This window comes from Mycolicibacterium sp. CBM1 (genome assembly GCF_054073305.1).
The window spans coordinates 91,690-116,548 of sequence record NZ_JBSXPP010000017.1 but is presented as its reverse complement, the minus strand read 5'-3'; the positions used below and the strand labels follow the sequence as shown (position 1 = coordinate 116,548).

Genomic DNA, 24,859 nt, shown 5'->3' with positions numbered 1-24,859 from the left:
TGCAGCCCGAGGCTGAATCGATGTCTCCAGCGTCGATTACATGTATTACGTCCACGTTTCCGACGGTAAACCACAGGTAAGGATTCTCGGCCAAAGCCCAGCAAAGTGCCCATGAATCGACGGGAGCACGATTCGTTTACACGACCGCAACAGTGGTCGTGATTGCATGTAATTGCATGCGCAGCACCGAAGCAGCGCACCCGCCTTTCCCTGCCACGTTACTGACGAAGTCACCGAGGAATCCATGAACCGATCAGCCCTGTGGCGTGCAGCCGCCGTCGGCGCCGTCGCCTCCTTCACCTTCACCGCCTGCTCGTCGGCCTCCGAGTCATCCGGCGGGCAGTCCGCCTCCGACCCGGCTTCGTCGCTGGCGCCGGCTCCCGAGGCGCAACAGCTCGCCGACGTTTGCCCCGCCGACATCGGCATCCAACTGCAGTGGCAACCCCAGTCGGACATGGGTGCGGTCTTCGGCATGCTCGGCCCCGGCTATCGGGTCGACACCGAGGACAAGTCGGTGACCGGGCCGCTGGTCGCCGGTGGCCTGGACACCGGCGTCGACATCACCCTGAAGTCCGGCGGGCCCGCCATCGGCTTCCAGTCGGTGCCGTCGCAGCTGTATCTGGATGACTCACTGATCCTCGGCATCGTGCACGGCGACATGCTGGTGGCCGCCGCCGCCAAACAGCCGGTGGTCGGGGTCACCCCGTTGCTGAAGTACAGCCCGACGATCCTGATGTGGGATCCGGCGACCCATCCCGAGTTCAGCTCCGTGGCCGATATCGGCAAGACCGATACCACCGTGGTGACCTCCGAGGGCCAGATCTACCCGGCCTGGCTGGTCGCCAAGGGCCTGCTCAAGGAGTCGCAGATCGATCCCAGCTACGACGGTTCGCCCGCGCGCTTCGTCGGCGATCCCGCCATCGTGCAGCAGGGGTTCGCCAACTCCGAGCCCCACGTCTACGAGCACGACACCCCGGCGTGGGACAAGCCGGTGGGCTATGGGCTGGTCAAGGACGTGGGCTATGACATCTACGCGTCCAACATGTCGGTGCGCGCCGACCGGGTCGACGAGCTCGCACCGTGCCTGGAGAAGCTGGTTCCGATCATCCAGCAATCCGGCGTCGACTACGCCGCCGCGCCCGAGCCGGTGAACTCCGTGATCGTCGACGTCATCTCGCAGGACAGCACCTACTCGCCCTACACCGAAGCTGAGGCGTCCTACGGGGCGCAGACCCTGGTGGACAAGGGCCTGCTGGCCGCCGAGGACGACGGATCGTTCGGCATCTATAACCCCACCCGCACCGCCCGCAATGTCGAGGATCTGCGGGGTGTGCTCGCCAAGACCGGCAATGTGGTGCCCGCGGACATGACCGCCGACGACCTGTTCACCAACCGGTTCAGCGATCCCTCAATCACCATGAACTGACGCGCCGACACAAGGAGACCCTGCCATGATCGAGATGACCGAACTACAGCGCGAACGTGCCATGGGCGCACTGGGCACCGAGAGCGACCGGGAGGTGCGGCGGATATCGCTGGCCGACCTGGCCACCCGACGCGACCAGATCGCCGACCAATTATGGAGCGCGGCAACCGATATCGGGTTCTTTCAGGTGGTCGATCACGGTATCGACCTGGCCGACGTTCGTGCCGCGTTCGCGATGTCCGAACGCTTCTTCGCGCTGCCCGACGAGGTCAAGGCCCGCTGGCCCAAGCGGTACAACTCGGGCTGGGAGCAACTGACCCAGATCCGGCCGTCGGTTGGGGTGCCCGACCAGAAGGAGTCCTATCAGGTCACCCTGTCGAACATGGACGGGTTGTGGCCCAGCGAAGAGGAACTCGCGCAGTTCTCCTCGACGATCCGCGATTTCGAGCGCAAGTGCTGGGTGCTGGCTATGGAACTACTGTCCCTGTTCGCCGGAAAGCTCGGTTTCGACCAAGACTTCTTCACCCGTGCGCACGACCCGTCGTCACCGACCTACCAGAGCACCCTGCGCCTGTTGCACTATTTCGCGCTGCCGGCGGATGCCGACCTCACTGGCGTGTGGCGTGCGGGCGCGCATACCGATTTCGACTGCCTGACACTGCTGTTCCAGCGTGACGGCCAGGGTGGCCTGCAGGTGTGCCCGGGTAAGGAACGCGACGCCCAGGAGTGGACCTCGGTGCATCCGTCGGAAGAGGCCATCACCTGCAACATCGGCGACATGTTGATGCGCTGGAGTGACGACCTGCTGCCGTCGAACTTCCACCGGGTCAGAAGCCCGGGACCCGCAGACCACCGGGGTGCGCGCTACAGCATCGCGTTTTTCGCCCAGGCCAACCATGAAGTGATGATCGCCGGCCCCGAGGGAAAATATCCGCCGATCAGCGCCAAAGACTATCTGCAGCAACGGATCAGCGCGAACTTCGCTCGGTAGCCCACATCAGGACCGACGGAACCAGCAGGCGCGGCTGGCCACCTGATTGACGGTGGGGTGTGCGTTGATCTTCAACCGGATCGAGCCGCGGCAGCGGATCCGGCGGCGTGATCGTCCGCCGGACCCGCTCATGCGGGCGGTTTCTCTGTGTAGTTGTCAAGGTGCGTAACAGGTTTGGTTACGCGGCGGTGGGCAGGGTGGTCATGGCGCGGCGGGCGTGGTGGTCGTGCTGTCGCGGGTGATGAGTTTTGCGGGGTGCTGACCGGCCCGGCGAAGCCCAGGCTGTCCGGCCGAGGATTCCGCGGCAGTCCGGGCGATGGCGTCGGCGAACTCGATACCGATCCCACCGAGACGCTGAGCCCCGGTCAACGCAGGCAACATGTGCGCTGCGCGTCCGACCCGTGCGGCTCGGTGTGCCGCATGTGGTGCCACACCCAACAGGGTGAGCAGGTCGACGCCTGAGCGCAGGTGCCGTCGGGCCGGGATCCCGGCCCGCTCGGCGGCCGCGACCGCGACCGCGACCGCGGAGGCGATCACATGATCAGCCAGGTTGCCCACGGTGACCGCGGCGGCCAGCACCGCCAGCAGCGGCTGCTCATCGAGGACCCGGCGGGGAGCATCGAGCATGACACAACCGGCGATCGCCCTCCTCATCGGGCGCAGGCCTCGGGGTGAGGTCATCGATGAGCGCATCGATGAAGGACTGCAGGCAGGTGGCGTCCATAACGGATACCCAACCTTTCGCCAAAGGTGCACACGGGCAGACAGATTCACACGTGATCAGGCAACCTGGCTCGACACCCCACAAGGGGAACCATCGAACCTCTCAGCGACGCAAAGTCGCGGTCAAAGGCCTCCGGCGAGATCGACGCGGTGTCGTGCTACTGGGATTACGCGCCGCCCTTCGGTCGCGGGCAGTTCCGCAATGCCATCTGCCTTTCGGTCAATGGCGCTGCGCTGCAACGTCTTCCACATGACTACGCACTCCGTGACGGTGACCTGCTGAGCATGGACGTCGCGGTATCCATTGACGGCTGGGTCGCCGCTTCGGCGCGCAGCCTGATCGTCGGGGCGCCCCGATCCGAGGATCTGCGCGTCATCGAGGCCACCGCGCGGTCGCCGACGAATACGGATATCCCGTCAACACCCAATTCGGTGAGCACGGCCTGGGCCGCACCATGCACGAGGACCCACACGTGCCCAACCGCGGACGCGCCGGGCGCGGCCTGACACTCAAACCAGGACTCACACTGACCCTGGAACCCCAGTTCGCCCAGGGCACCCACAACATCGCCGTCACCGGCGGGTCACCCCCCGTGCTGACCCGCCGGGCGGCGTGATCGGCTACAGGTGCGGGGCTTCCTTGATCTTCGACTCCGGGGTACCCGCCGTCTGACACCACGTCTGCACCGCCAGCCGAGTTCCGGTGACCTCCAACTGCGCTGCTTCGGTGCCCTTTTCGTCCTTGAGCATCTTGGCTACCGCTTCGTTCTGCGTCTTCTCGTCCTGGCCGATGAAGTCCTCACACTTGGTGTCACCACCGGTGACCGCCGGCGAGCATCCGACCAGGGCGGCATTCAACGCCATGCCTGCAATCAATAGACCTGCCGAACGCTTCACTGTGCTCTCCAACCTCGTGCGTCCCGTACGCATCGTCGCGCTCTTTGTAGCCGACGCCCCTCCACCCAAACCTGCCCGTGGTCCCCGTCCCCGTCGCGCCTAAAGTCTCAAGCGTGACCACCGCGAACCCGTTCGATCCGTCCCTATGGCAGCCCGTTGCCGGCTTCGAGCTGACCGACATCACCTACCACCGGCACGTCGTCGACGGGGTGCGACGGCCCACCGTCCGGATCGCCTTCGACCGGCCGGACGTGCGCAATGCGTTCCGGCCACACACCGTCGACGAGCTCTACCGGGTGCTCGACCACGCCCGGATGTCCCCGGACGTCGGCGTCATCCTGCTGACCGGCAACGGCCCGTCGGCCAAGGACGGCGGATGGGCGTTCTGCTCGGGCGGCGATCAGCGCATCCGTGGCCGCACCGGCTACCAGTACGCCGACGGTGAGACCGCCGAGACGGTGGACCCGGCCCGAGCCGGGCGGCTGCACATCCTGGAGGTGCAGCGACTCATCCGGTTCATGCCCAAGGTGGTCATCTGCCTCGTCAACGGCTGGGCGGCCGGCGGCGGGCACAGCCTGCACGTGGTGTGCGACCTGACTCTGGCCAGCCGCGAGCATGCCCGCTTCAAGCAGACCGACGCCGACGTCGGCAGCTTCGACGGCGGCTACGGCAGCGCGTACCTGGCCCGTCAGGTCGGGCAGAAGTTCGCCCGGGAGATCTTCTTCCTGGGCCGCACGTACACAGCCGAACAGATGCACCACATGGGCGCGGTCAACGAGGTGGTCGACCACGCCGAGCTGGAGAACGTAGCGGTCCAGTGGGCCAAGGAGATCAACGGCAAATCGCCTCAGGCGCAACGGATGTTGAAGTTCGCGTTCAACCTGCTCGACGACGGGCTGGTGGGTCAGCAACTGTTCGCCGGAGAAGCCACCCGGCTGGCGTACATGACCGACGAGGCGGTGGAGGGGCGGGATGCGTTCCTGGAGAAGCGCGACCCCGACTGGAGCCCGTTCCCCCGCTACTTCTAGCGACTTCGAGGAGTCCAACCGTGAACCCGTTGCGCCGCCGACTGACCGAGGCCATCGCACTGACCGGCATGCGCCCGCCGCTGAGCCTGCCCACCGGGACCAACATCGACCTGCGCGGTAAGCGGGTGCTGGTCACCGGCGCCTCGTCCGGGATCGGCGCCGCCGGTGCCGAAGCGTTCGCGGCCAACGGTTGTGACGTCGTCCTGGTGGCGCGCCGCGCCGAGCAACTCGGCGAGGTCGTCGACCGCATCACCGGCGCAGGCGGATCGGCGGCCGCTGGCCGAATCGCTGGATCGCTGGCACGACGTCGAACGCACCATGACGCTGAACTATCTGTCTCCGTTGCGGCTCATCCGCGGGTTGGCACCGGCGATGATCGAGCGCCGCGACGGTCACGTCATCAACGTCGCCACCTGGGGTGTCTTCAGCGAAGCCTCCCCGCTGTTCGGTGTGTACAACGCCTCCAAGGCGGCGTTGAGCGCTGTCAGCCGGGTCATCGAAACGGAATGGTCGCCCTACGGCGTGCATTCCACGACGCTGTATTACCCGCTGGTGGCCACCCCGATGATCGCCCCGACCAAGGCCTACGACGGGCTTCCGGCATTGACCGCCGACGAGGCAGCCCGCTGGATGATCGACGCCGCGCGGCACCGCCCGGTGCGGATCGCCCCGCGGATGGCCGTCACGGCCCGCGCGATCGACGTCGTCGCCCCCGGCATGCTCAACCGGGTGATGAAGCGTCAGCAAATGCAGCCCAACTGAGGTAGACACGAGGGATGGACATCCTCGTAAGCCGGATACTGCTCCGGCCGGCCGACTACGAACGTTCGGTGGCGTTCTACCGGGATGTGCTGGGCTTGGCGATCGCCCGTGAATACAGCGGCGGCACAGTGTTCTATGCCGGTCAGTCACTCATCGAACTCGCCGGCCACGGCGCCGATTCGGGCAACGGACCGGCCGGACCATTTCCCGGGGCGCTGTGGCTGCAGGTGCGCGACCTCTACGCCACCCAGGACGAGTTACGCGGCTGCGGCGTCGACATCGCCCGCGAAGCCCGCCGCGAACCGTGGGGTCTGCACGAGATGCACGTCAGCGATCCGGACGGGACCACGCTGATCTTCGTGCAGGTACCCGAGGACCATCCGTTGCGCCGCGACCGGCGTTGAGCGCCGACCGGCCTAGTGCGACTCCAGCGGCCAGCCGACCGACGCCAGTCGCGCCGCGACCTGGTTGAGTTCGTCGGCGACCGGCTCCTTCTCGATGGTCTGGCGCACCGCCGCGCGGATCTGCTCCTCGGTGACCGGCGTGTCCATGTCCCCCTCGCGCAGGATCGACCGGGCGGCCTGTACCACCTCGTCCTCCGACAGCGACCTTTTGAGCAGGGCCAGCAGCGGGTAGTAGTCCTTGGGCGGAACGCCCTCGGGGTAGCCCTTGCGAAGCCAGCCGAGAACGCTGTCGAGGAAAGCGGGCTGCTGCTGTTCGACTGTCATATCCGGGCTCACTTCTTGGGCAGCATCGGGAAGAGGTCGACACCGAAGTGATGGATGATCGTCGACCGGGTGATCCAGGCGACGGCCGTCACGATCACCAGGGAGACGAACAGGAACAGCACGATCCCGGCGAACTTCAGGGCCGGGTTCGGCTTGTGCATCACGTGGTCGGCTTCCTCGCCGCCGGCACCGAACGAGTAGGCCAGCATGCCGGTGGCGAACAGCGCCGGCAGTCCGGCACCCAGCACCAAGCCCACCACAAGCACTTTGAGGATCGACTCGAAGTACGTCATCAACGTGTCCTTTGGAGGTAGTTGGGGGTCAGACCGAGGCAGTCGGCTGAGCCGGCTTGGTGTCCTTGGTGGCCGCGCGCACCTCGGCGGGAACCACCGAGTTGGTCGAGGTGTCCCAGTCGGCGTTGACGTTGTTGTGGTCGACCTTCTGCTGCTGGGCGCGCCACCACATATAGCCGGACAGCCCGACCAGGATGAGGAAGATCAGCCCGTCGCCCATCAGCTGCGAGTTGGTGACGTCCTTGACGACATAGGACAGCCAGTAGGCCAGGGCACCGACCAGCGCGGCGGCCGGCAGCGTCACCAGCCAGGCGACGGCCATCCGGCCGGCGACGGCCCAGCGCACCTCGGCGCCCGGCTTGCCGACACCGCTGCCCAGGATCGAGCCGGTGGCGACATGCGTGGTGGACAGCGCCATACCGGCGGCGCTGGAGCTGAGAATGATTGCGGCCGAGGAGGCTTCAGCAGCCAGACCCTGCGGCGACTCGATCTCGACCAGACCCTTGCCGAGCGTGCGGATGACCCGCCAACCGCCGATGTAGGTACCCAGCCCGATGGCCAACGCGCAGCTCAGGATGATCCAGAACGGCAGCCCGTCCTTCTTCACGTCACCGGTGAGGTGGCCGGTGGTGATCAGCGCCAGGGCGATGACGCCCATCGTCTTCTGGGCGTCGTTGGTGCCATGCGAGAGCGCGACCAGCGAGGCGGTGGCAATCTGGCCCCAGCGGAATCCCTCCTCGCGGCGGCGCGCCAGCACCTTGCGGGTGATCCGGTAGACCAGCCAGGTGCCGCAGGCCGCGACGATGCCGGCGATGATCGGAGCCGCGACCGCGGGGATCAGCACCTTTTGCGTGACACCGCTCCAGTTGACGCCCTTGGCGCCCAGCGCGGCCAGGCCGGCGCCGATCAACCCGCCGAACAAGGCGTGCGACGAACTGGACGGGATGCCGAACAGCCACGTCAGCAGGTTCCACAGGATGCCGCCGATCAAGCCGGCGAAGATGATGGTCAGACCCATCGACGCATCGATGCCCGGCAGCAGGTGCCCGGTTTTGCTGTCCTGCACCTTGAGCACCGACGTGGTCACGGTGACCGCGACCTCCACCGAGAGGAAAGCACCGACCAGGTTGAGCACCCCCGCCAGCAACACCGCCGTCTTCGGCTTCAGGGCACCGGTGGCGATCGAGGTCGCCATGGCGTTGCCGGTGTCGTGGAACCCGTTGGTGAAGTCGAACGCCAACGCTGTGGCGATCAGCAACACCAGGATGATCATCTCCGTGCTCATGTCTGAGATTCTGCTGGGTAATGGCGAGCTTTGGGAAGTTGCCAAAGGTCCCTGAGTGGCCGGTTAGCTGGGCATTTGCGAACGCTTCGCAGGTGTTCATCGGTTGTTAACCTGCAATCCGTCAACGGTTTGCCTCCGCAGGCGGAGGGTGGGTACACCGAATCCGCGGGGCGATGGGGCGCCGACTAGGATTTCTACATCCATACGGGCGGCATACGCGTGCGCCCCGGCCAGGGAGATTGCCGCGGTGACCAAGTTCCTCACCAGGATCGTGGCCTGGATCAAGGCCGGCTACCCCGACGGCGTCCCGCATCCGGACCAGGTTCCACTGTTCGCCCTGCTGCGTCGACGACTGGCCGAGGACGAGGTCAAGGCGGTCGCCTCCGCACTCGTCGAGCGCGGAGGCTTCGACCACATCGATATCGGGGTACTCATCACCGAGATCACCGACGCCCTGCCGAGCCCGGAAGACATCGAACGAGTACGGGACAAGCTCAGCGCATACGGCTGGCCCCTGGATGACCCGAGAGACAGCGAGGACGTCGAATAGCCATCCTGCGAACGCTCGCGATCCCGCCCGGCCCCTCAGCGCAGTCACTCATGGCCGCGCTCGAGGGAGTACTCGACGGCCGGGACGCGCCATTGGTTCCCATCCCGGCCGGGGACCTGCGCGAGAGCGAGCTGCTGACAAAGTCGTTGCGCGTCGGTGAGGAGATCGACGACGACGTGGCACTGGTGGTGTCCACCTCGGGCACCACCGGCACCCCCAAGGGGGCGATGCTCACACCGGCCGCCTTGATCGCCAGCGCGGGGGCCACCCATGATCGCCTCGGCGGTCCGGGCACCTGGCTATTGGCCTTGCCCACTCACCACATCGCCGGCATCCAAGTCCTGGTGCGTAGCCTGCAGGCCGGCACGGTACCGGTCGAGCTCAACGTCAGCGCGGGGTTCGACGTGGCCCAATTGCCCACGGCGGTAGCTCAATTGGGCACCGGACGGCGCTACACCAGCCTGGTCGCCACCCAGCTCGCCAAGGTGCTGCTGGATCCCGAAGCCACCGCGGCGCTGTGCGAACTGGACGCGGTGCTGCTCGGCGGGGGCCCCGCCCCGCGCCCGGTGCTCGAGGGTGCGGCGGCCGCGGGCATCGCGGTGGTGCGCACCTACGGGTCCAGCGAGACCGCCGGCGGCTGCGTCTACGACGGCGTCCCGCTGGACGGGGTGACGATCCGCCTGGAAGACAGCGCCGAGCCCGGCGAGGGTCGCATCGTCATCGGCGGTCCGACGCTGGCAAAGGGTTATCGCAATCCGCCGCAGCCGGACCCGTTCGCCGAACCCGGCTGGTTTCGCACCGACGATCTCGGCGCCGCCGACGATGCGGGTGTCCTGACGGTGCTGGGCCGCGTCGACGAGGCGATCAGCACCGGCGGGCTCACGGTGATGCCCGCGCCCGTGGAAGCGGTGCTGTCCCGGCACCCCGCGGTGGCCGACTGTGCGGTGTTCGGACTGGACGACGACCGGCTCGGGCAGCGGGTCGTCGCCGCGATCGTGCCGGCACCCGGCGTGCTCGAACCGACCCTCGACGACATCAGGGAATACCTGGCGCAGTCGCTCGACTCCACGGCGGCCCCGCGTGAGCTGCACCTCGTCGACGAGCTTCCGCGACGCGGAATCGGCAAACTGGACCGTAGAGCGCTGCGACAGCGCTTCGAAAATGGCGGCGACCTGCCCGGTGGGTACGGCTGGTGACTCAACAACACAGACCAACACACAAAGGGGCTTCACGACATGACCGACCTCAAGTATCTGGATCTGCACGGCGACCAGGTGGCCTACCTCGACGAAGGGAAGGGTGAGGCGATCCTGCTGCTGCACGGCATGGCCGGCAGCTCGCAGACCTGGCGATCGGTGATCGGCCCGCTGTCCCGGAAGTATCGGGTGATCGCCCCAGACCTGCTCGGGCACGGCAACTCCGCCAAACCACGCAGCGACTACTCGTTGGGTGCGTTCGCGGTCTGGTTACGCGACCTGCTGGACGAGCTCGGGGTGGCCCAGGCCACGGTGGTCGGGCACTCGCTGGGGGGCGGGGTGGCCATGCAGTTCGTCTACCAGCACCCCGACTACTGCCGGCGGCTGATCCTGATGAGCAGCGGCGGGTTGGGTCCCGACGTGGGCTGGACGCTGCGGTTGCTGTCGGCTCCCGGTGCCGAGCTGATCCTGCCGATCATCGCCCCTTCGCCGGTGCTGGCCGTCGGCGACCGGTTGCGGTCCTGGTTCCGCAAAGCCGGTATCGAGTCGCCGCGCGGCGCTGAGATCTGGAACGCCTACAGCTCGTTCTCCGACGCCCCGACCCGTCAGGCGTTCCTTCGCACCCTGCGATCGGTGGTCGACTACCGCGGTCAGGCGGTGAGCGCTCTCAACCGGCTCAACGTCAAAGAGGACATGCCGACCATGACGATCTGGGGCGATCAGGACAACATCATCCCGGTGGAGCACGCCCACGCCGCCCATGAGGTGCGGCCGGCGACCCGGCTGGAAGTCCTCTCCGGCGTGGGTCACTTCCCCCAGGTGGAGCGACCCATGGAGGTCGTCGACCTGATCGATGACTTCATCGCCACCACCACGGCCGCCGACATCGAGCAGCCCGCCACGCAGGTGTGAGCGAGGTTTCCGAGCGGTTCGCGGCCGCCGCCGTCGCCAGGCTGGCGACCGTCACCCCCGACGGGCCGCCCTGTTCGCGCGGTTACGCGCTACTGCGAGCGAAATATCGCCAATAAGAACAGGTTCCACTGGACGGGCCGGTGATAACCGTCGACGTGGATCGGTGGGCGTCCAAGGGTGGTTGAACCGCCCGTACGCTGGAGAATCGTGAGCATCGGTCGCAAGGAAGCGGTCGCGGTGACCGTCGGTGTGCTGTTGGTGGTTGCCGCATTCGTGATGCCGCACCTGAATCTGGGCATCGTGACCCCGCTGATCAACAGCACCCCCGCCCAGATCAAGAGTTTCGCCGACACCGCGCCGATCTTCGGCTGGTGGAACGCCCACATCGGATGGGGCACGGTGCCGGCGATCGCGATCGGCGCCGCGGCGGTGGTGTGGGGCGCCTCGATCGCCCAGCGACTGTCCTGGCGGTGGTTGACGCTGACGGTGTGGGCGACGTCGTTGTCGTGGGCATTCGCGCTGGCCATGGTCGACGGCTGGCAGCGGGGATTCACCGGCCGGCTGACCGCCCGCCACGAGTACCTGCGCCAAGTGCCGACGATTACCGACATCCCCGAAGCGGTCCGCACGTTCGCCAGCAGAATCCTTGATTTCCAGCCCAACTCCTGGATCACGCACGTGTCCGGTCATCCGCCCGGTGCGCTGTTGACGTTCGTCTGGCTGGACCGCATCGGCCTGGGCGGCGGGGCGTGGGCCGCGCTGTGGTGCGTGCTGTTCGGTTCGTCGGCCGCCGCGGCGGTGCTGGTGGCTGTGCGGGCCCTGAGCGACGAGGCGACGGCCCGACTGGTGGCACCGTTCGTGGCGGTGGCCCCCACCGCCATCTGGATCGCGGTGTCTGCCGACGGCTATTTCACCGGGGTGGCGGCGTGGGGTATTGCGCTGCTGGCGTTAGCAGTTCGTCGCGCAGTGCGCGCTCCTGTTCTCGCGGCGGTGGCCGCAGGCCTAGTGCTGGGCTGGGCGATCTTCCTCAACTACGGCCTCGGTCTGATGGCACTGCCTGCGATCGCGGTGCTGATCTGCGCGGCGTCGCGGCGCGATGCGCTGCGCGCGCTGATCCCGGCGGTTCTCGGGGCGCTGGCCGTGGTGGCGATTTTCGCCGCCGCGGGATTCTGGTGGTTTGACGGTTATACCCTGGTGCAGCAACGCTATTGGCAGGGCATCGCACTGAATCGGCCGTTCCAGTATTGGGGCTGGGCCAATCTGGCTTCGGTGGTGTGCGCGGTCGGGCTGGGCAGCGTAGCCGGTATCGGCCGGGTGTTCGACATCGCTGCGATCAGACGCCGATCGGGCCTGCACCTACTGGTGCTGGCCGCGCTGGTCGCGATCTTGTTCGCTGATCTGTCGATGCTGTCCAAGGCCGAGACCGAACGGATCTGGCTACCGTTCGAAGTCTGGCTGACCGCCGCCGGCGCCTTGCTGCCCATCCGGGCGCAGCGATGGTGGTTGGCCCTCAACGTGATCGGCGCCTTGGCGCTCAACCACCTGATCCTGACGAACTGGTAGCACCCGGTCGCCCACCAGATACAACAGGGCAGCACCCCACACAACGGCGAGCGCGATCCAGAACCCGGTCTGGTAGTCGCGGTCCAGCACCGTCACATTGTCCAGATGCTGTCCGGGCTTGGCGTACACCGGAATCGCCAACAGCACCAGCACCACCGACAGCAGCGCGGCGACCAGGATCGGGGTCCAGCTCCGGTGCGGGAGCAGACGCCGCCCGGCGAATCCCAACGCCAGGCACACCGGGGCGAACACCGCGTCGTGCAGCAGCACCCCGATCAGCGCCCACACCACGATCCGGATGATCACCGCGAGGGAATTGTCCGCGACCAACACTACGCCGTAGCCGCAGAGCGCCACCCCGATGACCGCGAGCAGGACCCGCGCCGCCGTCATCGGACGACCTCGATCCGGATGAGCCATTTCGTCTGCAGCACACCGGGTCTGGTGGGGGCGATCAACCGGCAGGGATAACCGTGGTCGATGTCGAGGGTCTGCCCGTTGAGCTTCAGCGCGATGAGCGTCTGTGAGTCACGAGCGTGTCGCGCCGGCAGCAAGGTACGCGAGTACGGACCCGGCGGCTCGAGCGAGATCATCCGGACGTCGGAATCGGGTCGGCCGCCCACTGCCGCGACCAGATCCGCCAGGACCACACCCGTCCAGTCGGCGGTGGCACTCCAGCCCTCCACGCAGGCGATCGGCAGCCGGTGGGTGGTCTGCGGCATCGCCTCGAGCTCGGCGAGCGTGAACGCCTTGGTGGTGTCCCCGCCGACGACGGTGAGCCGATAGTCAGGTGAGCGCGCGCTGCGCAGCACACCGGCGGCCAGCGCCGAGCGGTTGACCGGAACACCTTGCGGCCCTTCGCCGGACCGCGACGCCAGCACGGAGGCGTGCCGCAACCACGACACCGTTTGCCCGGCGGTGAGCAGTGTCGCGGCACCGACGGCCAGCCAGGCGCCGGCCAGCACCGAGCGCCGGCTGGGCCCCCGCGGCGGCGACTCGCCGGGCAGATGTTGTTCCAGCGGCTCCCCCAACGCGCGGCGGATCACCGGCAGCTTCACGCCGATATGCACCAGCACCGCACCGGCGGCGACGTAGGCCATCGCGTAGTGACTGGTGGTGAAGAAGAACTTGAACACATACCAATGCGCGATGTTCAGCAGGCCGGTGGACAGCTGAAAGATCATGGCGCCGACCAGAACCAGGATCGAGGCTCGTTCCAGTTGACGCGCCAGACCTCCGACGATGGACCGCTCGAACAGCTTCGGATAGACCGACCACAGCTTGACCACCAGTAGCGGGATCGCCGCGATGCCGGCGATGACGTGCACCCCCTGGGTCAGCTGGTAGAGCCAGACCGGGCGGGTGGGCCAGAAGAACCACGGCTGCGGATGCTGGATGAAGTGACTGATCGAACCGGTGCCGAAGCAGATGACCACGGTGCCACCGAGCGCCACCCCGACGCGGGCCGTCACTGCCGTGCTGCGCAAAGAGACCTTGGCGGCAGGCTCCATGCGCGGTGTCACCCCAGAGCCAGGGTGGCGACGACACGCTGGCCGATCGGATGGATCCCGACCAGGGCCAGGCCGACCTGTTCGGCCAGTGCGGCCGCACAGTCGACGCCCACCGATGCCCACCGGAACCAGGGGCCGACGCTGCGCGAGGACTCCAGACGGACCCAGTTGCTGCGGACACCGGCGGTGGTGGCGTCGAATTCGGCGACGCAGCGCCCGCCGCTTCGCAGCAGTTCGGCGGCCCGGCGCAGCACGCGCAGCGGATCGCCGGCCAAGCCGACGTTGCCGTCGGCCAGCAGTACCGTCTGCCAGCGGCCGGTGCCGGGCAGCGGGTCGAAGACATCGCGCAGCAATGCCGGGGCGCCGCTGCGCCGGGCCAGGCGCACAGCCGTCGCAGACTGGTCCACGCCGAGCGCAGGGATGCCCCGCTGGACCAGATGAGCAACCAGACGCCCTGGGCCGCAACCCAAGTCAATCGTCGGCCCTTCGCAGAGCGCCACCACGGCCGCGTCGAACACCTTGTCGGCGTCAGGACCGCCGAGCCAGCTGCGCACCGGCAGCCGGTGTACGTTGCCGTCGTCGTGGCGCAACCAACACCGTTCACCGGTCAGCGCGCGGTCGTAGAGCTGTCCCAGCATCTCAAACTCCTCGCGTGACGTTGGCAAACCGGCTCGATAGCCGGCAGGCCGCGCGGACCGGTGCGACGTCGTCGATGGTGTCGACGTCATGCAGTTCTTCGACGAGGTTCACGCTGATACCCGTGTCCCGCAGGGCGGCGAACGTTACAGCGCCCGTGTTCGGTTGCGACATCGGCACGGTGCGTAGGCAGTGCGCCGACGCCGGGTCGGTCACCCCCAGCACCCACCAGCCGCCGTCGTGAGCCATGCCCAGCAGCGCCGGGCTGCTCAGCAACCGGCGCGCACAGGCGGTGAGCAGTTCGGCGCTGACCTGCGGGGTGTCCATGCCGATCTGCAGGACCGGCTGTCCGCCGCCCGCCGCCGCAGCGTCGACGTGGGCATTGGCCAGCCGATCGGCGAATCCGTCGCCGCGCTGGTCGATCACCTCGAAGCCGCGCAGACGTTCGGTGATGTCGGCGGCCCGGCGGGCGCGGTCGAGCTCACCGGTGAGCGCCACCACCCGATGGGAGACCGGTGCGTCGGCGACCGCGTCAAGGGTATCCAGCAGGGCGGCGGCGGCGACGTCGGCAGCCGCCTCCGGCCCCAGCGTTGCGGCCAGCCTGGTTTTGGCAAGCCCGGGAACCGGCGCTTTGGCGACCACCAGCACGGTGACAGGTACCGGTTCCGGGCTCAGCGTCACGAGATGGCCCTCCAGAAGTCGACTGCGGCGATGAAGCTGCCCCGGACCGACCCGCTGACCTTGGACTTCCCGCCGGTGCGCGGGCCGTAGTCGACCTCGAGTTCGACAACCCGCCATCCCGCGGCCGCGGCACGGACCAGTAGTTCCAGCGGATACCCCGAACGCCGGTCGGCCACGCCGAGCGTCAGCAGTGCGTCACGCTTGGCCACCCGCATCGGGGCGATGTCGTGCACCGGCAGTTTGTGGCGGGTGCGCAGCCGCCAACAGACCGCCGCGGTGCCGAGCCGCGCATGCCAGGGCCATTTCAGTCCCCGCACCGGCCGGCGCCGCCCGGTCACCAGGTCTGCGCCGCGCTCCAACTCCGCGACCAACCGCGGCAGATCGGCCGGATCCAGCGAACCGTCGCCGTCCAGAACCGCGACGAGGGGGGTTCCGGCGGCGACGACACCGGCGTGAACGGCCGATCCGTAACCCGGCCTGGTTTCACACACGACGTCCGCGCCGTGCCGCCGGGCGACCTCGGCGGTGTCGTCGGTGCTGTTGTTGTCAACGACCAGAACGCGATAACCAGCCGGTATGGCAGCGAGGACGGCGGGAAGCGAGGACGCCTCGTTCAGGCAGGGCAGCACCACCGTCACCGGACACTCGGGCACAACTCCCAACCTAGGGCAGGCGCAGCGGCCGAGGACAGCATGGAATGACAAAATGGTGACATCGGCGCTGGTGAGGGCTGGTCTTGGTTACCCTCACAGGTATGACGGCCAGGGTTCTCATCGCCGACGACGACACCGTAGTGCGGGATGTCGTGCGCCGCTACCTGGAACGTGACGGCCTGGAGGTCCTGGTCGCCGGAGACGGTAGCGAGGCGTTGCGGGTGCTGGGGACCCAGCGCGTCGACGTTGCCGTCCTCGACGTGATGATGCCCGGGCCGAACGGCCTGTCGCTGTGCCGCACCCTGCGCCAGGGGGGTGACTTCAGCGTGCCGGTGATCCTGCTGACCGCCCTGAGCGAGGAAGACGACCGCATCGCAGGCTTGGAAGCCGGTGCTGACGACTACCTGACCAAGCCGTTCAGCCCGCGCGAGCTGGCGTTGCGGGTGCGGTCGGTGTTGCGGCGGGCGCCCTCGCCAGTGGCCGCCCTGCCGATGGAGATCAGCATGGGTGATCTGACGGTGTCCACCGCAGCGCGGGCGGTCTACATCGAGGGCCGGCCGGTCGGCCTGACCAACCGGGAATTCGACCTGCTGTTGTTCTTCTTGACCCACACCGACACGGTTTTCTCCCGCGAGGAGTTGCTGCAGAAGGTGTGGCGTTGGGATTTCGGTGACTTGTCGACGGTTACGGTGCACGTGAAGCGGCTTCGGTCCAAGCTTGGCGAGCATCACCGCGTCCAAACGGTCTGGGGCCGTGGATATCTGTGGCGGGGTGAAGCCGGCGGCGGTGACCGTGCCACCGCATGATCTGATCGAGATCGCGGTGCTGGCGCTGGCGTGTTCGTTGCCCGTGGTTCTCGCCGGAGCACTGGTGATCCGGCTGGCCCGGTCCTGGTCGATGACGGTCACGATGGTGGCGCTGGTGCTCATCCCGACCCTGGCCACGCTGACCGGTGTGCTCGGCGCGAGCGGCTTCATGATCGGCGGTACCTTCGCCCCGATCGCCGTCGTACTGCTCATCGTCGCCATCGTGACACTGCCCGCGGCGGTGATGTTGGCTCGCTATCAGGCCCGAAGAACGGTGTGGGAACAGGAGATTCGTGACTCCGAACGGGTCGCCGAGCAGTCCCGGCGCCAGCTGGTGGCGTTCGTCAGCCATGACCTGCGGACACCCCTGGCCGGCATTCGGGCGCTGGCCGAGGCGATCGCCGACGGGGTGGTCAGCGAGGACGAAGTGCGGGTGCAGGCCAAGCACATCGAGCAGGAGTCGGTCCGGCTCTCCGAGATGGTCGACGACCTGTTCGAGATGTCGAAGATCAACGCAGGCGCGGTGTACGCGCCTTACGAGAAGGTGGCACTCGACGAGGTCATCGACGACGTGATGGCCGCCCACAAGATCGCCGCCGAGCGGGCCGGCGTCCATCTCGAGGCGGCGGTGCCGGCCAAGCCGGTTCGGGTGGTCGGCAGTGACCGCGCGCTGGTCCGGGTGCTGTCGAACCTGGTGGCCAACGCGATCGCCCACACGCCCTCGGGCGGCACTGTGAAACTGGCCCTCGGCGCCGACGCCGCGGGAGCATGGGCGCGGGTGGACGACACCGGCGTCGGTATCGACGAGACGGACCTGCCGCGGGTGTTCGACGTGGCCTATCGCGGCTCGAACGGTCGTGTACCGCGCGGAGATTCGTCATTGCCCAGCGGCTCCGGGCTGGGCCTGGCCATCGCCGCAGGCTTGGTGCAGGCCCACCGGGGCACCCTGTCGGCGCGCAACACCGCCCACGGCGCTCGTTTCGAGGTACGGCTACCGCTGGCCGAGTAGCCGGACCCTGTCCTGCCGAGCGCGACGCGACCCACGCCGGTGTCGGCTAGCGTGGACAGCACCGGCGCACCTCGCACCCGAGGTACTGCCCGAAGGGAGTCTCCGTTGTCCGTCGCCCAGCGCGAACGTGCCGCCCTGATCACCACTCTGCGCAGCGTCGGGCCGGACGCGCCCACCCTGTGCGAGGGATGGACCACCCGAGACCTCGCCGCCCACTTGATGATCCGCGAGTATCGCGTCGATGCCGCACCCGGGATCCTCATCCCGGCGCTCGCCGCCCACACCGCCAAGGTGCAGGACCAGGTGGCCGGTGGCACCGACTGGGACGAGCTGGTGGACAAGGTGGCCGCCGGGCCGCCGCTCTACTCACCGCTGAAGATCCTCGACCCGGTGGCCAACGTCGCCGAGATGTTCATCCACCACGAGGATGTGCGGCGCGCCCAGTCGGGCTGGTCGCCGCGGACCGTCGAACCCGCGATGGTCGCCTCGCTGCGCCGCACCCTCGGATTGATGGCCCGCCTGACGCTGGCGAAGATGCCGGCCCGCGTGCAGTTGCGCACCCCGGCGGGCGAGACGGTGCTCACCGCCGGCCGCGGGCCCGCCGTCACCGTCACCGGCACGCCCGAAGAACTCCTGCTGTTCGCGACGGGCCGGCTAGCCCAGGTGGACTACACCGGCGATGAGCAGGCGGTGCAGGCCGTCAAGGACGCCCCGAAGGGTCTGTGATCAGTCCTCGATGGACTGGCACAGCCGCTCCGCGGCGGCCAGGTAGTCCTCGATGAATTCCAGAACCACCTCACGAGCCGGCTTGACCTTGTTCATCAGGCCCACGCCCTGGCCCACGAAGTAGGTCGCCAGCGCCTGGGCACCGGGATGTCCGTTCTCGGCCAGCTTGTCGATCCTGCGCAGTACGGGTTCGGCGAGCATCGACTGCAATGGCAGCGGAAGTGGCTGGCGCCCATCGACATTGGGCAGCCAGGCATCGGTCCAATCCGAGCGCAGCTGGCGCGACGGCTTGCCGGTACGCCCCGCCGAGCGGACGGTGTCCCGCGAGGAGGCCGCCAGCATCTTCTGCACCGTGTACGGGGCGGTCTCGGCTTCCTCGGTGGTCAGCCACACCGAACCTGTCCAGGCACCGGCGGCACCCAGTGCGACCGACGCCGCCATCTGCCGGCCGGTGACGATCCCGCCGGCCGCGAGCACCGGCACCGGCTTGCCGATCGCCTCGATGGCTTCGATCACCTCCGGGATGAGCACCAGCGTCGTCACCTCGCCGCAGTGCCCGCCGGCCTCGGTGCCCTGCGCGATGAGCAGGTCGACGCCGGCGTTGACCTGTTTGATGGCGTGTTCCTTGGCGCCGACCAGCGCCGCGACCGGGATCCCGGTCGCCTTGCCCGCCTCGATCATGTAGTCCGGCGGCACCCCGAGTGCGTTAGCCATCAACTTGATCGGATGGTTCAGAGCGATGTCGAGCAGGTTCTTGCCGGTGTCCCCGGACAGTGACGAGGCGGCCACTCGGGGCCGCTCGTCGAGTTCGATGTCGTGGGCGGCCAGCAGCTCGTTGATGAAGCCGCGGTAGCCCTCCGGGATGCGTTCGGCCAGCTGGCCGAACGACAGGTTCTCACCTTTGCCCTCGAACTTGGCGGGCACGATGATGTCGACACCGTAGGGCTTGCCCTTGACCTGGTCGTCGATCCAGCTGAGTTCTTGGTCGAGCTGTTCGGGGCTAAACGCCGTGCCGCCCAACACGCCGAAGCCGCCGGCATTGGTCACTGCGGCGACGACATCACGACAGTGACTGAACGCGAACAACGGAAATTCGATGCCGAACTGGTCGCAGATTTCGGTCTTCACGCGATCAGTATGCCCCGCAAGCGCTGTCCGACCAACCATTGGGTTGGTCGGACAGCGCTCGACGTCGAATCGCCGGTCAGGCCGTGGTGAGCGCCTGCGCAGTCAGCAGTGCCTGGGCCACACCGGAGACGATCGAAGCCAACCTGATGGCTTCGAAGATCACCGTGCGCGAGACGTCGGCATCGCGGAGTTCCTTCTCGTGGGCGGCCAAGCACTGGTCACACCCGTTGATCGCCGACACGGCCAGCGACCACAGCTCGAAATCGGCCTTGGCCACACCGGGATTGGCGATGATGTTCATCCGCAGCCCCGCCCTCAGGTCGTCATAGCGGCCGTCGAGCTGGTGCTTGGTGCGGTAGAACACATTGTTCATCCCCATGATGGCCGCGGCACCGAGTGCCGCGTGGTACGCCTCCTCCGAGAGCATGTCCAGCGCGTCCTCGGTGACCTCGCGCAGCAGCCGCTCCGACTTCGTCGCCGCGGCGGTCGCCACCAGCGCGCCCCAGAGCTGCTGCTCGGTGAGCTCGGTCGACCGGGTGATGCTGCCCAGGTTGAGCTTGAGGTCCTTGGCGTATTCCGGCAGTGCTTCTTTGACTGCGTCGATGCCCATTCTCAGACAGCCTCGGCAAGCAGCTCGCCGGCGTCGATCGTCGGATCGCCCTTCTTCCAGTTGCAGGCACACAGCTCGTCGGACTGCAGCGCGTCGAGGACCCGCAGCACCTCGTCGACATTGCGGCCCACCGAGCCCGCGGTCACGGACACGAACTGGATCTCGTTGTTCGGGTCGACGATGAACGTCGCGCGGTCGGCCACGCCGTCGGCGTTGAGCACTCCGGTAGCCAGGCCGAGCTCACGCTTGAGATCCGATGCCATCGGGAACGGCAGCTTCTTGAGGTCCTCGTGCTGAGCGCGCCACTGGAAGTGCACGAACTCGTTGTCCACCGAGACGCCGATGACCTGGGCGTCGCGATCCTCGAACTCGTCGTTGAGCTTGCCGAAGGCCGCGATCTCAGTGGGGCACACGAACGTGAAGTCCTTGGGCCAGAAGAAGATAATGCGCCACTTGCCGGGGCTGTCGGAGCTGGTCACCTGAATGAAGTAGTCGTCGGGCTGCTTGGCATCGACCTTGGACAGATCGCCGCCGACGACCGCCTTGAGGTCGTAGGCCGGGAACTGATCACCGATCGTCAATAGCGCCATGATGTGTCACCACTCCTTGAATGTTCACGGAACCTAATTTGGAACCATTCAAGATTGTGCCACCACCGGCGCGGCCCGGCAGCCCCTCGAGCGCTGAAGGTGACCATTGTCACCAACCATAGGGACCGCAGTCATCGTGGCCCAAATAGCCCGTCTCCGAAGGGTTTCCATTTGTGATTCGCAGCACAAACATGTCGAAGGGGCGAGCTGGATCACATCCGCAGCGGCGCGAATGCGAAATCCCGCAACCCCTGCTCGGGGTCGATGGCGGCGCGGAATCCCAATGCCTGCGCTGCCCGCGCCGGATCGGCGACGATGTGGCGGACGTCCCCACTGCGGTACTGGCCGGTGACTACCGGCGCAGGGCCCCCGCGGGCCTCACACAACCGCGTCGCCACGTCCAGGATGGAGACCGGACGGCCCGAACACACGTTGGCGGCGAGGAAACCACTGGCGTCGGAGTTCACCGCGGCGACGTTGGCGGCGGCAACGTCGTCGACGTGGACGAAGTCACGCATCTGTCCACCATCTTCGAAAACCCTTGGCGAATCACCCTTTTCCAGCGATGACCGGAAGATCGCGGCGACCCCGGAATACGGGGTGTCGCGCGGCATGCCGGGGCCGTAGACGTTGTGATAGCGCAACGCCACCACCGAGCCGCCGGTCGACTCCGCCCAGGCGAGCGCGTAATGCTCCTGCGCCGTTTTGCTTGCCGCGTACAGGCTGCGCGGCCGCAACGGCGCATCTTCGTCGACCAGCAGCCAGCGCAGTTCCTCGCCGCCGACCGGGCAGCGGTGCTCGAAGACGCCGGCGTCCAGATCGGCGCGGGTGCGCGCCAGCGGTTCGACCGAGCCGTGCGCCGGGCACTCGAAACGCCCCTGGCCGTACACCACCATCGACGAGGCGAGCACCAGCCGCTGCACGCCGGCAGCGAACATCTGCGCCAGCAGTACCGCGGTCCCGTAATCGTTGTGGCTGGCATAGGACGGCGCGTCGGCAGCATTGACACCCGCGCCCACCACGGCGGCCTGATGGCAGACGACGTCGACTCCGGACAGCAAGGGCGCCAGGGCATCCGCGTCGCGGACATCGATGTGGTGGCAGTCGCCCGGCAACACCGCAGCCGGCCCGTGCGCGGTGTCGAGCATAATGTCGGCCGCCACGACATCGTGTCCGTCGGCCGCCAGGGCCGCGCGGATGCGGCTGCCGATGAACCCGGCCGCACCGGTGAGCAGGACCCTCATGGCAGATCGAACGGCAGCTCGACACCTTCATGGGCGAGACAGTGCGTACAGACCCGTTCGGAGGTCACCTGGTCGATCGCCTCACGCACCAGCTTCTTGAACGGCACCATGTTCTTCTCGAACTCGGCGAACACGTCGATCGCGCGGACACCGGCGCCAACATCGACACCGGCGTCCAGGTCGGTCACCAAAGCGATTGCGGCATAACACATCTCCAACTCACGGGCTAACACCGTCTCCGGGTAACCGGTCATGTTGATCAGCGTGAATCCCTCGCGCGCGAACCATTGACTCTCGGCGCGGGTGGAGAACCGGGGCCCCTGCACCACCACCATGGTGCCGCCGTCGATTACGCCGGGCAGGTCGGCGGCGGCGGCGCGCAGCGTCGGGCAGTACGGGTCGGCGAACCCGACGTGAATGCCGCCGGAGTCGAAGTAGGTGTCGGCGCGCCCGCGCGTGCGGTCGACCAGTTGATCGGGTACCACGATCGCTCCCGGCCCCAGCTGGGGTGTCAGGCTGCCCACCGCGCAGGGCGCGAACACCCGGCGAACGCCGAGCGCGCGCAGCGCCCACATGTTCGCCCGGTACGGCACGGTGTGTGGGGAGAATTCGTGGCTCAGGCCGTGGCGCGGCAGGAACGCCACCTCGTGGGCGCCGACGCGGCCCACGGTAATGGGCGCGCTGGGCTGGCCGTACGGAGTGTCGAGGTTGACCGTGCGCGCATCGGATCCGAAGAACGTGTAGAAGCCGCTGCCGCCGATGACTCCGATCATCCGACCATTGTGGTGTATCGCCTCCGGCCGGCCTGCCCCGCTAGGGTCGGCGCAACTCTGGTGCGGCCTCGGACTGCTTCAGCTTGCCGCTTATCCGACGGCAACTGTCGCCCAGTGCGATCATCTGCCGCCGGTTCAGTTCGTTGAGGAAGTTGGCCTGGATCAGCCGCGAGTAGGTGTGCAGTGCCGCTGCGAGCGATCGGGCACCTTCGAGGGTGAGCATCGCCATGACCCGGCGGCCGTCGTCCTCGCTGGCACGCCTGTGCACCAGCCGGCGGCGTTCGAGACGCTGCGCTTGCTGAGTCAGAGCTCCGGGCGTCACCATCAGGAACTCGGCGAGGGCACCCATCGGGCTGGGACCACGGCTGCGCAGATACGACAGCATCTGCACGTCGGCGAGGCTCAGTTGGTGGTGCTGGACCAGTCCTCGGTTGACGATGTCGTGCAGCAGCATGGCCGCCGACTGGAAACTGACCCATGCATCGTTCTCGAGCTCGTCGAAGCCGAGGCGCTCACGCCGGTCACGAGCGCAGATGGGGCTGGCGTCGTCCGGCAGAAATGTCGACACGGTTTCTCGTTTGCCTCTCGGGACGGAAGGTGGCCCCCGGCCACTTCGACCGGGGGCCATCTGTCACGTCGTCACGACCAGCGGATGCCGACTAGTTGCCGGCGGCGTGGCGAGCGCTGTGACCCTTGCCGGCGCTGCCGCCGGCCGCGTCCTTGGCGCCGGCGGTAGAGGCACCGGCCGGCTTCGAGGAGGCCGCCGCGCTCCGCGCGCCGGCCGCGCCCGAGCCGGTGACCTGGGCGGGTTCGAACTTGTTGCCGTCCTTGACCGTCGAGTCCGAAGCCGAATCCGCGGCGGCGCTGTCCGCCGTCGCATCGTCCGATGCGGCGGTGTCGGCGGCCGGGCTGGCCGCCGCGGTCGGCGACTTCGCCTGGCCCACACCGGATCCGCTCTCGACGGCTGCCGGTGCGTCGGCCGCAACGGCCTCAGCGCTGGGGGCAGCCTGCTTCGCCGCCGCGGTGGCAGTTTCCGGGGCCGGCGCGCCCAGAGCGACGGCGATCGCCTGCGGGATATCGACCAGCAGAGCGTGAACCAGGCCCCCACCGAAGACGCCAGGCGCCGGCGGTAGGGAGAGCAGCCCCGGATAGGTGCCGTCCTGGTAGCCGTTGAGCACCGCTCCGACGACCGCAGGAATGGTGTTGACGGCGTTGTTGAGAGCGGTGACGATCTGACCGGCCGCCGCCGCATCGAGGACACTCTGCGCGCTGTCGCCGAACGCCTGGATGCCGCCCTCGATCGGACCGAGGATGCCGAGAACCAGCGGCAACGCGGTGTTGAGACCGGTCAATGCCTTGACCACGGCGCTGAGGTTGTCGGTGATCTTGCCGGGAATGTCCAGCACCGGGAACAGCGGAAGGCCGATGGAGACGACGGCGCTGCCCAGCGCGTTGTTGATCGTCGATGCGGCACCGGACAGGTCGCCGTCGGCGATCTGCTGGAAGGCCGTGGTGATGGACTCTGGCACGGTCTGGGTGAGGTAGGTCCAGGTGCCGGTGGCGACGCCACCCAGGGCCGTGCCGAAGGTGTCGGCGTAGCCCAACCAGTTGGTGCCGAGCTGACGCAGCGCCGGCAGCGGATCGGCCAGCCATTCTTCACCGATGGTGGTCACGTTGGTGACCGCGGCGGTGATCACGTCGACCCACGGGGTGACGGGGTCGAAGCCACCGGCGGCGGTGAGCTGGATGTTCGAGGCGGAGAAGAGCGCGGGGGCGTGGAGGTTCGAGAGGGTAGACGCGACCGGTTGCATCGGGGCCAGCGCGATGGCACCGGCTCCTATCAGTGCTACCCCGGTGGCGACAGATGACCGGACAGCAATGGGCATGGTTTCTCCTGTCGGGGGACGAGTGCGGACAGGGCAAAAAGTTACCTGAGGGAAACCTGAGAGTTACCGCATTCGCGAAAGAACTTACCGGTCGGTCAGTTCAGTACGGTCGGCCGCAATGCCGATATGGTCCAGGAAGCACTGGTAAAGCGGATTACCCGACGGTTCGGCAAACCTATCTGACGCGTGAAATATTTTAGGAGGCAACTATCAGCGCCCAGATCTGGAACGCGTTCCTGCCAGAATGCTGTT

The 24,859-nt window shown here is 67.5% G+C and carries 27 protein-coding genes and 2 pseudogenes; 13 read left to right on the top strand and 16 right to left on the bottom strand.

The features are described from left to right. The first annotated feature begins 244 nt into the window (after positions 1 to 244). Both ACXDF8_RS21155 and ACXDF8_RS21150 read left to right on the top strand, forming a co-directional pair. Positions 245 to 1,426: a nitrate ABC transporter substrate-binding protein gene (locus ACXDF8_RS21155; RefSeq protein WP_457225235.1), complete on the top strand. Its 1,182-nt coding sequence runs from the start codon at positions 245 to 247 to the stop codon at positions 1,424 to 1,426. Between the two features lie 25 nt (positions 1,427 to 1,451). Then, positions 1,452 to 2,417 (top strand): isopenicillin N synthase family dioxygenase, encoded by a 966-nt coding sequence (locus tag ACXDF8_RS21150; RefSeq protein ID WP_457225234.1) that lies wholly within the window; start codon positions 1,452 to 1,454, stop codon positions 2,415 to 2,417. Between the two features lie 201 nt (positions 2,418 to 2,618). Here ACXDF8_RS21150 and ACXDF8_RS21145 read toward each other — a convergent pair whose 3' ends face one another. After that, a complete protein-coding gene (locus ACXDF8_RS21145) occupies positions 2,619 to 3,098 on the bottom strand; it encodes a hypothetical protein (protein ID WP_457225233.1) in 480 nt (159 codons plus the stop codon). Positions 3,099 to 3,287: 189 nt separating this feature from the next. Between ACXDF8_RS21145 and ACXDF8_RS21140 the strand changes: the two are divergent. After that, positions 3,288 to 3,757, top strand: a pseudogene (locus tag ACXDF8_RS21140) (M24 family metallopeptidase); the annotation flags it as partial. 4 nt (positions 3,758 to 3,761) lie between these two features. On the opposite strand, the gene ACXDF8_RS21135 reads toward ACXDF8_RS21140, so the two are convergent. Then, on the bottom strand, positions 3,762 to 4,004 hold the full coding sequence (locus ACXDF8_RS21135) for a hypothetical protein (protein WP_457225232.1): 243 nt from the start codon (positions 4,002 to 4,004) through the stop codon (positions 3,762 to 3,764). 146 nt (positions 4,005 to 4,150) lie between these two features. Here ACXDF8_RS21135 and ACXDF8_RS21130 point away from each other — a divergent pair, with 146 nt between their 5' ends. The 3 genes and pseudogenes from ACXDF8_RS21130 (at position 4,151) to ACXDF8_RS21120 (ending at position 6,231) form a co-directional block, all read left to right on the top strand. Next, the gene (locus ACXDF8_RS21130) at positions 4,151 to 5,065 is read left to right on the top strand and encodes a 1,4-dihydroxy-2-naphthoyl-CoA synthase (RefSeq protein WP_457225231.1); all 915 of its coding nucleotides are present in this window, start codon (positions 4,151 to 4,153) and stop codon (positions 5,063 to 5,065) included. A 68-nt stretch (positions 5,066 to 5,133) separates the two neighbouring features. Next, positions 5,134 to 5,827 (top strand): annotated as a pseudogene (locus ACXDF8_RS21125) (SDR family NAD(P)-dependent oxidoreductase). 14 nt (positions 5,828 to 5,841) lie between these two features. Then, positions 5,842 to 6,231, top strand: a complete 390-nt coding sequence (locus ACXDF8_RS21120) for a VOC family protein (protein WP_457225230.1) — start codon at positions 5,842 to 5,844, stop codon at positions 6,229 to 6,231. A gap of 12 nt (positions 6,232 to 6,243) precedes the next feature. Here ACXDF8_RS21120 and ACXDF8_RS21115 read toward each other — a convergent pair whose 3' ends face one another. Genes ACXDF8_RS21115 through ACXDF8_RS21105 form a run of 3 tightly spaced genes read right to left on the bottom strand, consistent with a single transcriptional unit; the run spans position 6,244 to position 8,133 of the window. Further along, positions 6,244 to 6,555 (bottom strand): DUF3349 domain-containing protein, encoded by a 312-nt coding sequence (locus ACXDF8_RS21115; protein ID WP_457225229.1) that lies wholly within the window; start codon positions 6,553 to 6,555, stop codon positions 6,244 to 6,246. 8 nt (positions 6,556 to 6,563) lie between these two features. Beyond that, positions 6,564 to 6,848: a hypothetical protein gene (locus ACXDF8_RS21110; protein ID WP_457225228.1), complete on the bottom strand. Its 285-nt coding sequence runs from the start codon at positions 6,846 to 6,848 to the stop codon at positions 6,564 to 6,566. A gap of 28 nt (positions 6,849 to 6,876) precedes the next feature. After that, a complete protein-coding gene (locus ACXDF8_RS21105) occupies positions 6,877 to 8,133 on the bottom strand; it encodes an inorganic phosphate transporter (RefSeq protein ID WP_457225227.1) in 1,257 nt (418 codons plus the stop codon). Between the two features lie 247 nt (positions 8,134 to 8,380). On the opposite strand from ACXDF8_RS21105, the gene ACXDF8_RS21100 reads away from it, so the two are divergent. From ACXDF8_RS21100 to ACXDF8_RS21085, 4 genes are all read left to right on the top strand, one after another. Then, positions 8,381 to 8,683, top strand: coding sequence for a DUF3349 domain-containing protein (locus ACXDF8_RS21100; protein WP_457225226.1), 303 nt, complete (start codon positions 8,381 to 8,383; stop codon positions 8,681 to 8,683). Between the two features lie 50 nt (positions 8,684 to 8,733). Then, entirely contained in the window at positions 8,734 to 9,879 is a 1,146-nt protein-coding gene (menE, locus tag ACXDF8_RS21095) for an o-succinylbenzoate--CoA ligase (protein ID WP_457225225.1), read from the top strand. 39 nt (positions 9,880 to 9,918) lie between these two features. Continuing rightward, on the top strand, positions 9,919 to 10,791 hold the full coding sequence (locus tag ACXDF8_RS21090) for an alpha/beta fold hydrolase (protein ID WP_457225224.1): 873 nt from the start codon (positions 9,919 to 9,921) through the stop codon (positions 10,789 to 10,791). A 207-nt stretch (positions 10,792 to 10,998) separates the two neighbouring features. Next, positions 10,999 to 12,354, top strand: a complete 1,356-nt coding sequence (locus ACXDF8_RS21085; RefSeq protein ID WP_457225223.1) for a hypothetical protein — start codon at positions 10,999 to 11,001, stop codon at positions 12,352 to 12,354. A 389-nt stretch (positions 12,355 to 12,743) separates the two neighbouring features. On the opposite strand, the gene ACXDF8_RS21080 is transcribed toward ACXDF8_RS21085, so the two are convergent. The 4 genes from ACXDF8_RS21080 to ACXDF8_RS21065 are packed head-to-tail and all read right to left on the bottom strand — an operon-like array spanning position 12,744 to position 15,835. Beyond that, entirely contained in the window at positions 12,744 to 13,865 is a 1,122-nt protein-coding gene (locus tag ACXDF8_RS21080; RefSeq protein ID WP_457225266.1) for a molybdopterin-dependent oxidoreductase, read from the bottom strand. Positions 13,866 to 13,873: 8 nt separating this feature from the next. Further along, positions 13,874 to 14,503, bottom strand: coding sequence for a methyltransferase domain-containing protein (locus tag ACXDF8_RS21075; protein WP_457225222.1), 630 nt, complete (start codon positions 14,501 to 14,503; stop codon positions 13,874 to 13,876). A gap of 1 nt (position 14,504) precedes the next feature. Continuing rightward, complete coding sequence (locus ACXDF8_RS21070; RefSeq protein WP_457225221.1) at positions 14,505 to 15,182, bottom strand: TIGR04282 family arsenosugar biosynthesis glycosyltransferase; 678 nt, start codon at positions 15,180 to 15,182, stop codon at positions 14,505 to 14,507. Beyond that, a complete protein-coding gene (locus ACXDF8_RS21065) occupies positions 15,179 to 15,835 on the bottom strand; it encodes a glycosyltransferase family 2 protein (RefSeq protein ID WP_457225220.1) in 657 nt (218 codons plus the stop codon). Before ACXDF8_RS21065 ends, ACXDF8_RS21070 begins: the two co-directional genes overlap by 4 nt. 101 nt (positions 15,836 to 15,936) lie before the next feature. Here ACXDF8_RS21065 and ACXDF8_RS21060 point away from each other — a divergent pair, with 101 nt between their 5' ends. From ACXDF8_RS21060 to ACXDF8_RS21050, 3 genes are all read left to right on the top strand, one after another. After that, positions 15,937 to 16,641, top strand: a complete 705-nt coding sequence (locus ACXDF8_RS21060; RefSeq protein WP_457225219.1) for a response regulator transcription factor — start codon at positions 15,937 to 15,939, stop codon at positions 16,639 to 16,641. Further along, positions 16,628 to 17,650: a sensor histidine kinase gene (locus ACXDF8_RS21055; protein WP_457225265.1), complete on the top strand. Its 1,023-nt coding sequence runs from the start codon at positions 16,628 to 16,630 to the stop codon at positions 17,648 to 17,650. The genes ACXDF8_RS21060 and ACXDF8_RS21055 overlap by 14 nt, the downstream gene beginning before the upstream one ends. A 105-nt stretch (positions 17,651 to 17,755) precedes the next feature. Beyond that, positions 17,756 to 18,376 carry a TIGR03085 family metal-binding protein gene (locus ACXDF8_RS21050; protein WP_457225218.1) on the top strand — a complete coding sequence of 207 codons (621 nt, stop codon included), beginning with the start codon at positions 17,756 to 17,758 and terminating at the stop codon, positions 18,374 to 18,376. Here ACXDF8_RS21050 and ACXDF8_RS21045 read toward each other — a convergent pair whose 3' ends face one another. The 7 genes from ACXDF8_RS21045 to ACXDF8_RS21015 all read right to left on the bottom strand — a co-directional run bounded on the left by ACXDF8_RS21045 (position 18,377) and on the right by ACXDF8_RS21015 (position 24,607). Beyond that, the gene (locus ACXDF8_RS21045) at positions 18,377 to 19,504 is read right to left on the bottom strand and encodes an NAD(P)H-dependent flavin oxidoreductase (RefSeq protein WP_457225217.1); all 1,128 of its coding nucleotides are present in this window, start codon (positions 19,502 to 19,504) and stop codon (positions 18,377 to 18,379) included. It abuts the gene before it with no gap. A 76-nt stretch (positions 19,505 to 19,580) separates the two neighbouring features. Further along, entirely contained in the window at positions 19,581 to 20,114 is a 534-nt protein-coding gene (gene ahpD / locus ACXDF8_RS21040) for an alkyl hydroperoxide reductase AhpD (protein ID WP_457225216.1), read from the bottom strand. Positions 20,115 to 20,116: 2 nt separating this feature from the next. Beyond that, positions 20,117 to 20,704: a peroxiredoxin gene (locus ACXDF8_RS21035; RefSeq protein WP_457225215.1), complete on the bottom strand. Its 588-nt coding sequence runs from the start codon at positions 20,702 to 20,704 to the stop codon at positions 20,117 to 20,119. A gap of 212 nt (positions 20,705 to 20,916) precedes the next feature. After that, on the bottom strand, positions 20,917 to 21,948 hold the full coding sequence (locus ACXDF8_RS21030; protein WP_457225214.1) for an NAD-dependent epimerase/dehydratase family protein: 1,032 nt from the start codon (positions 21,946 to 21,948) through the stop codon (positions 20,917 to 20,919). After that, positions 21,945 to 22,721 (bottom strand): S-methyl-5'-thioadenosine phosphorylase, encoded by a 777-nt coding sequence (locus ACXDF8_RS21025; RefSeq protein ID WP_457225213.1) that lies wholly within the window; start codon positions 22,719 to 22,721, stop codon positions 21,945 to 21,947. The genes ACXDF8_RS21030 and ACXDF8_RS21025 overlap by 4 nt, the downstream gene beginning before the upstream one ends. 40 nt (positions 22,722 to 22,761) lie before the next feature. Next, positions 22,762 to 23,289 carry a MarR family winged helix-turn-helix transcriptional regulator gene (locus tag ACXDF8_RS21020; protein WP_457225212.1) on the bottom strand — a complete coding sequence of 176 codons (528 nt, stop codon included), beginning with the start codon at positions 23,287 to 23,289 and terminating at the stop codon, positions 22,762 to 22,764. A 91-nt stretch (positions 23,290 to 23,380) separates the two neighbouring features. Next, the gene (locus ACXDF8_RS21015; RefSeq protein ID WP_457225211.1) at positions 23,381 to 24,607 is read right to left on the bottom strand and encodes a hypothetical protein; all 1,227 of its coding nucleotides are present in this window, start codon (positions 24,605 to 24,607) and stop codon (positions 23,381 to 23,383) included. Positions 24,608 to 24,859: the final 252 nt, after the last annotated feature.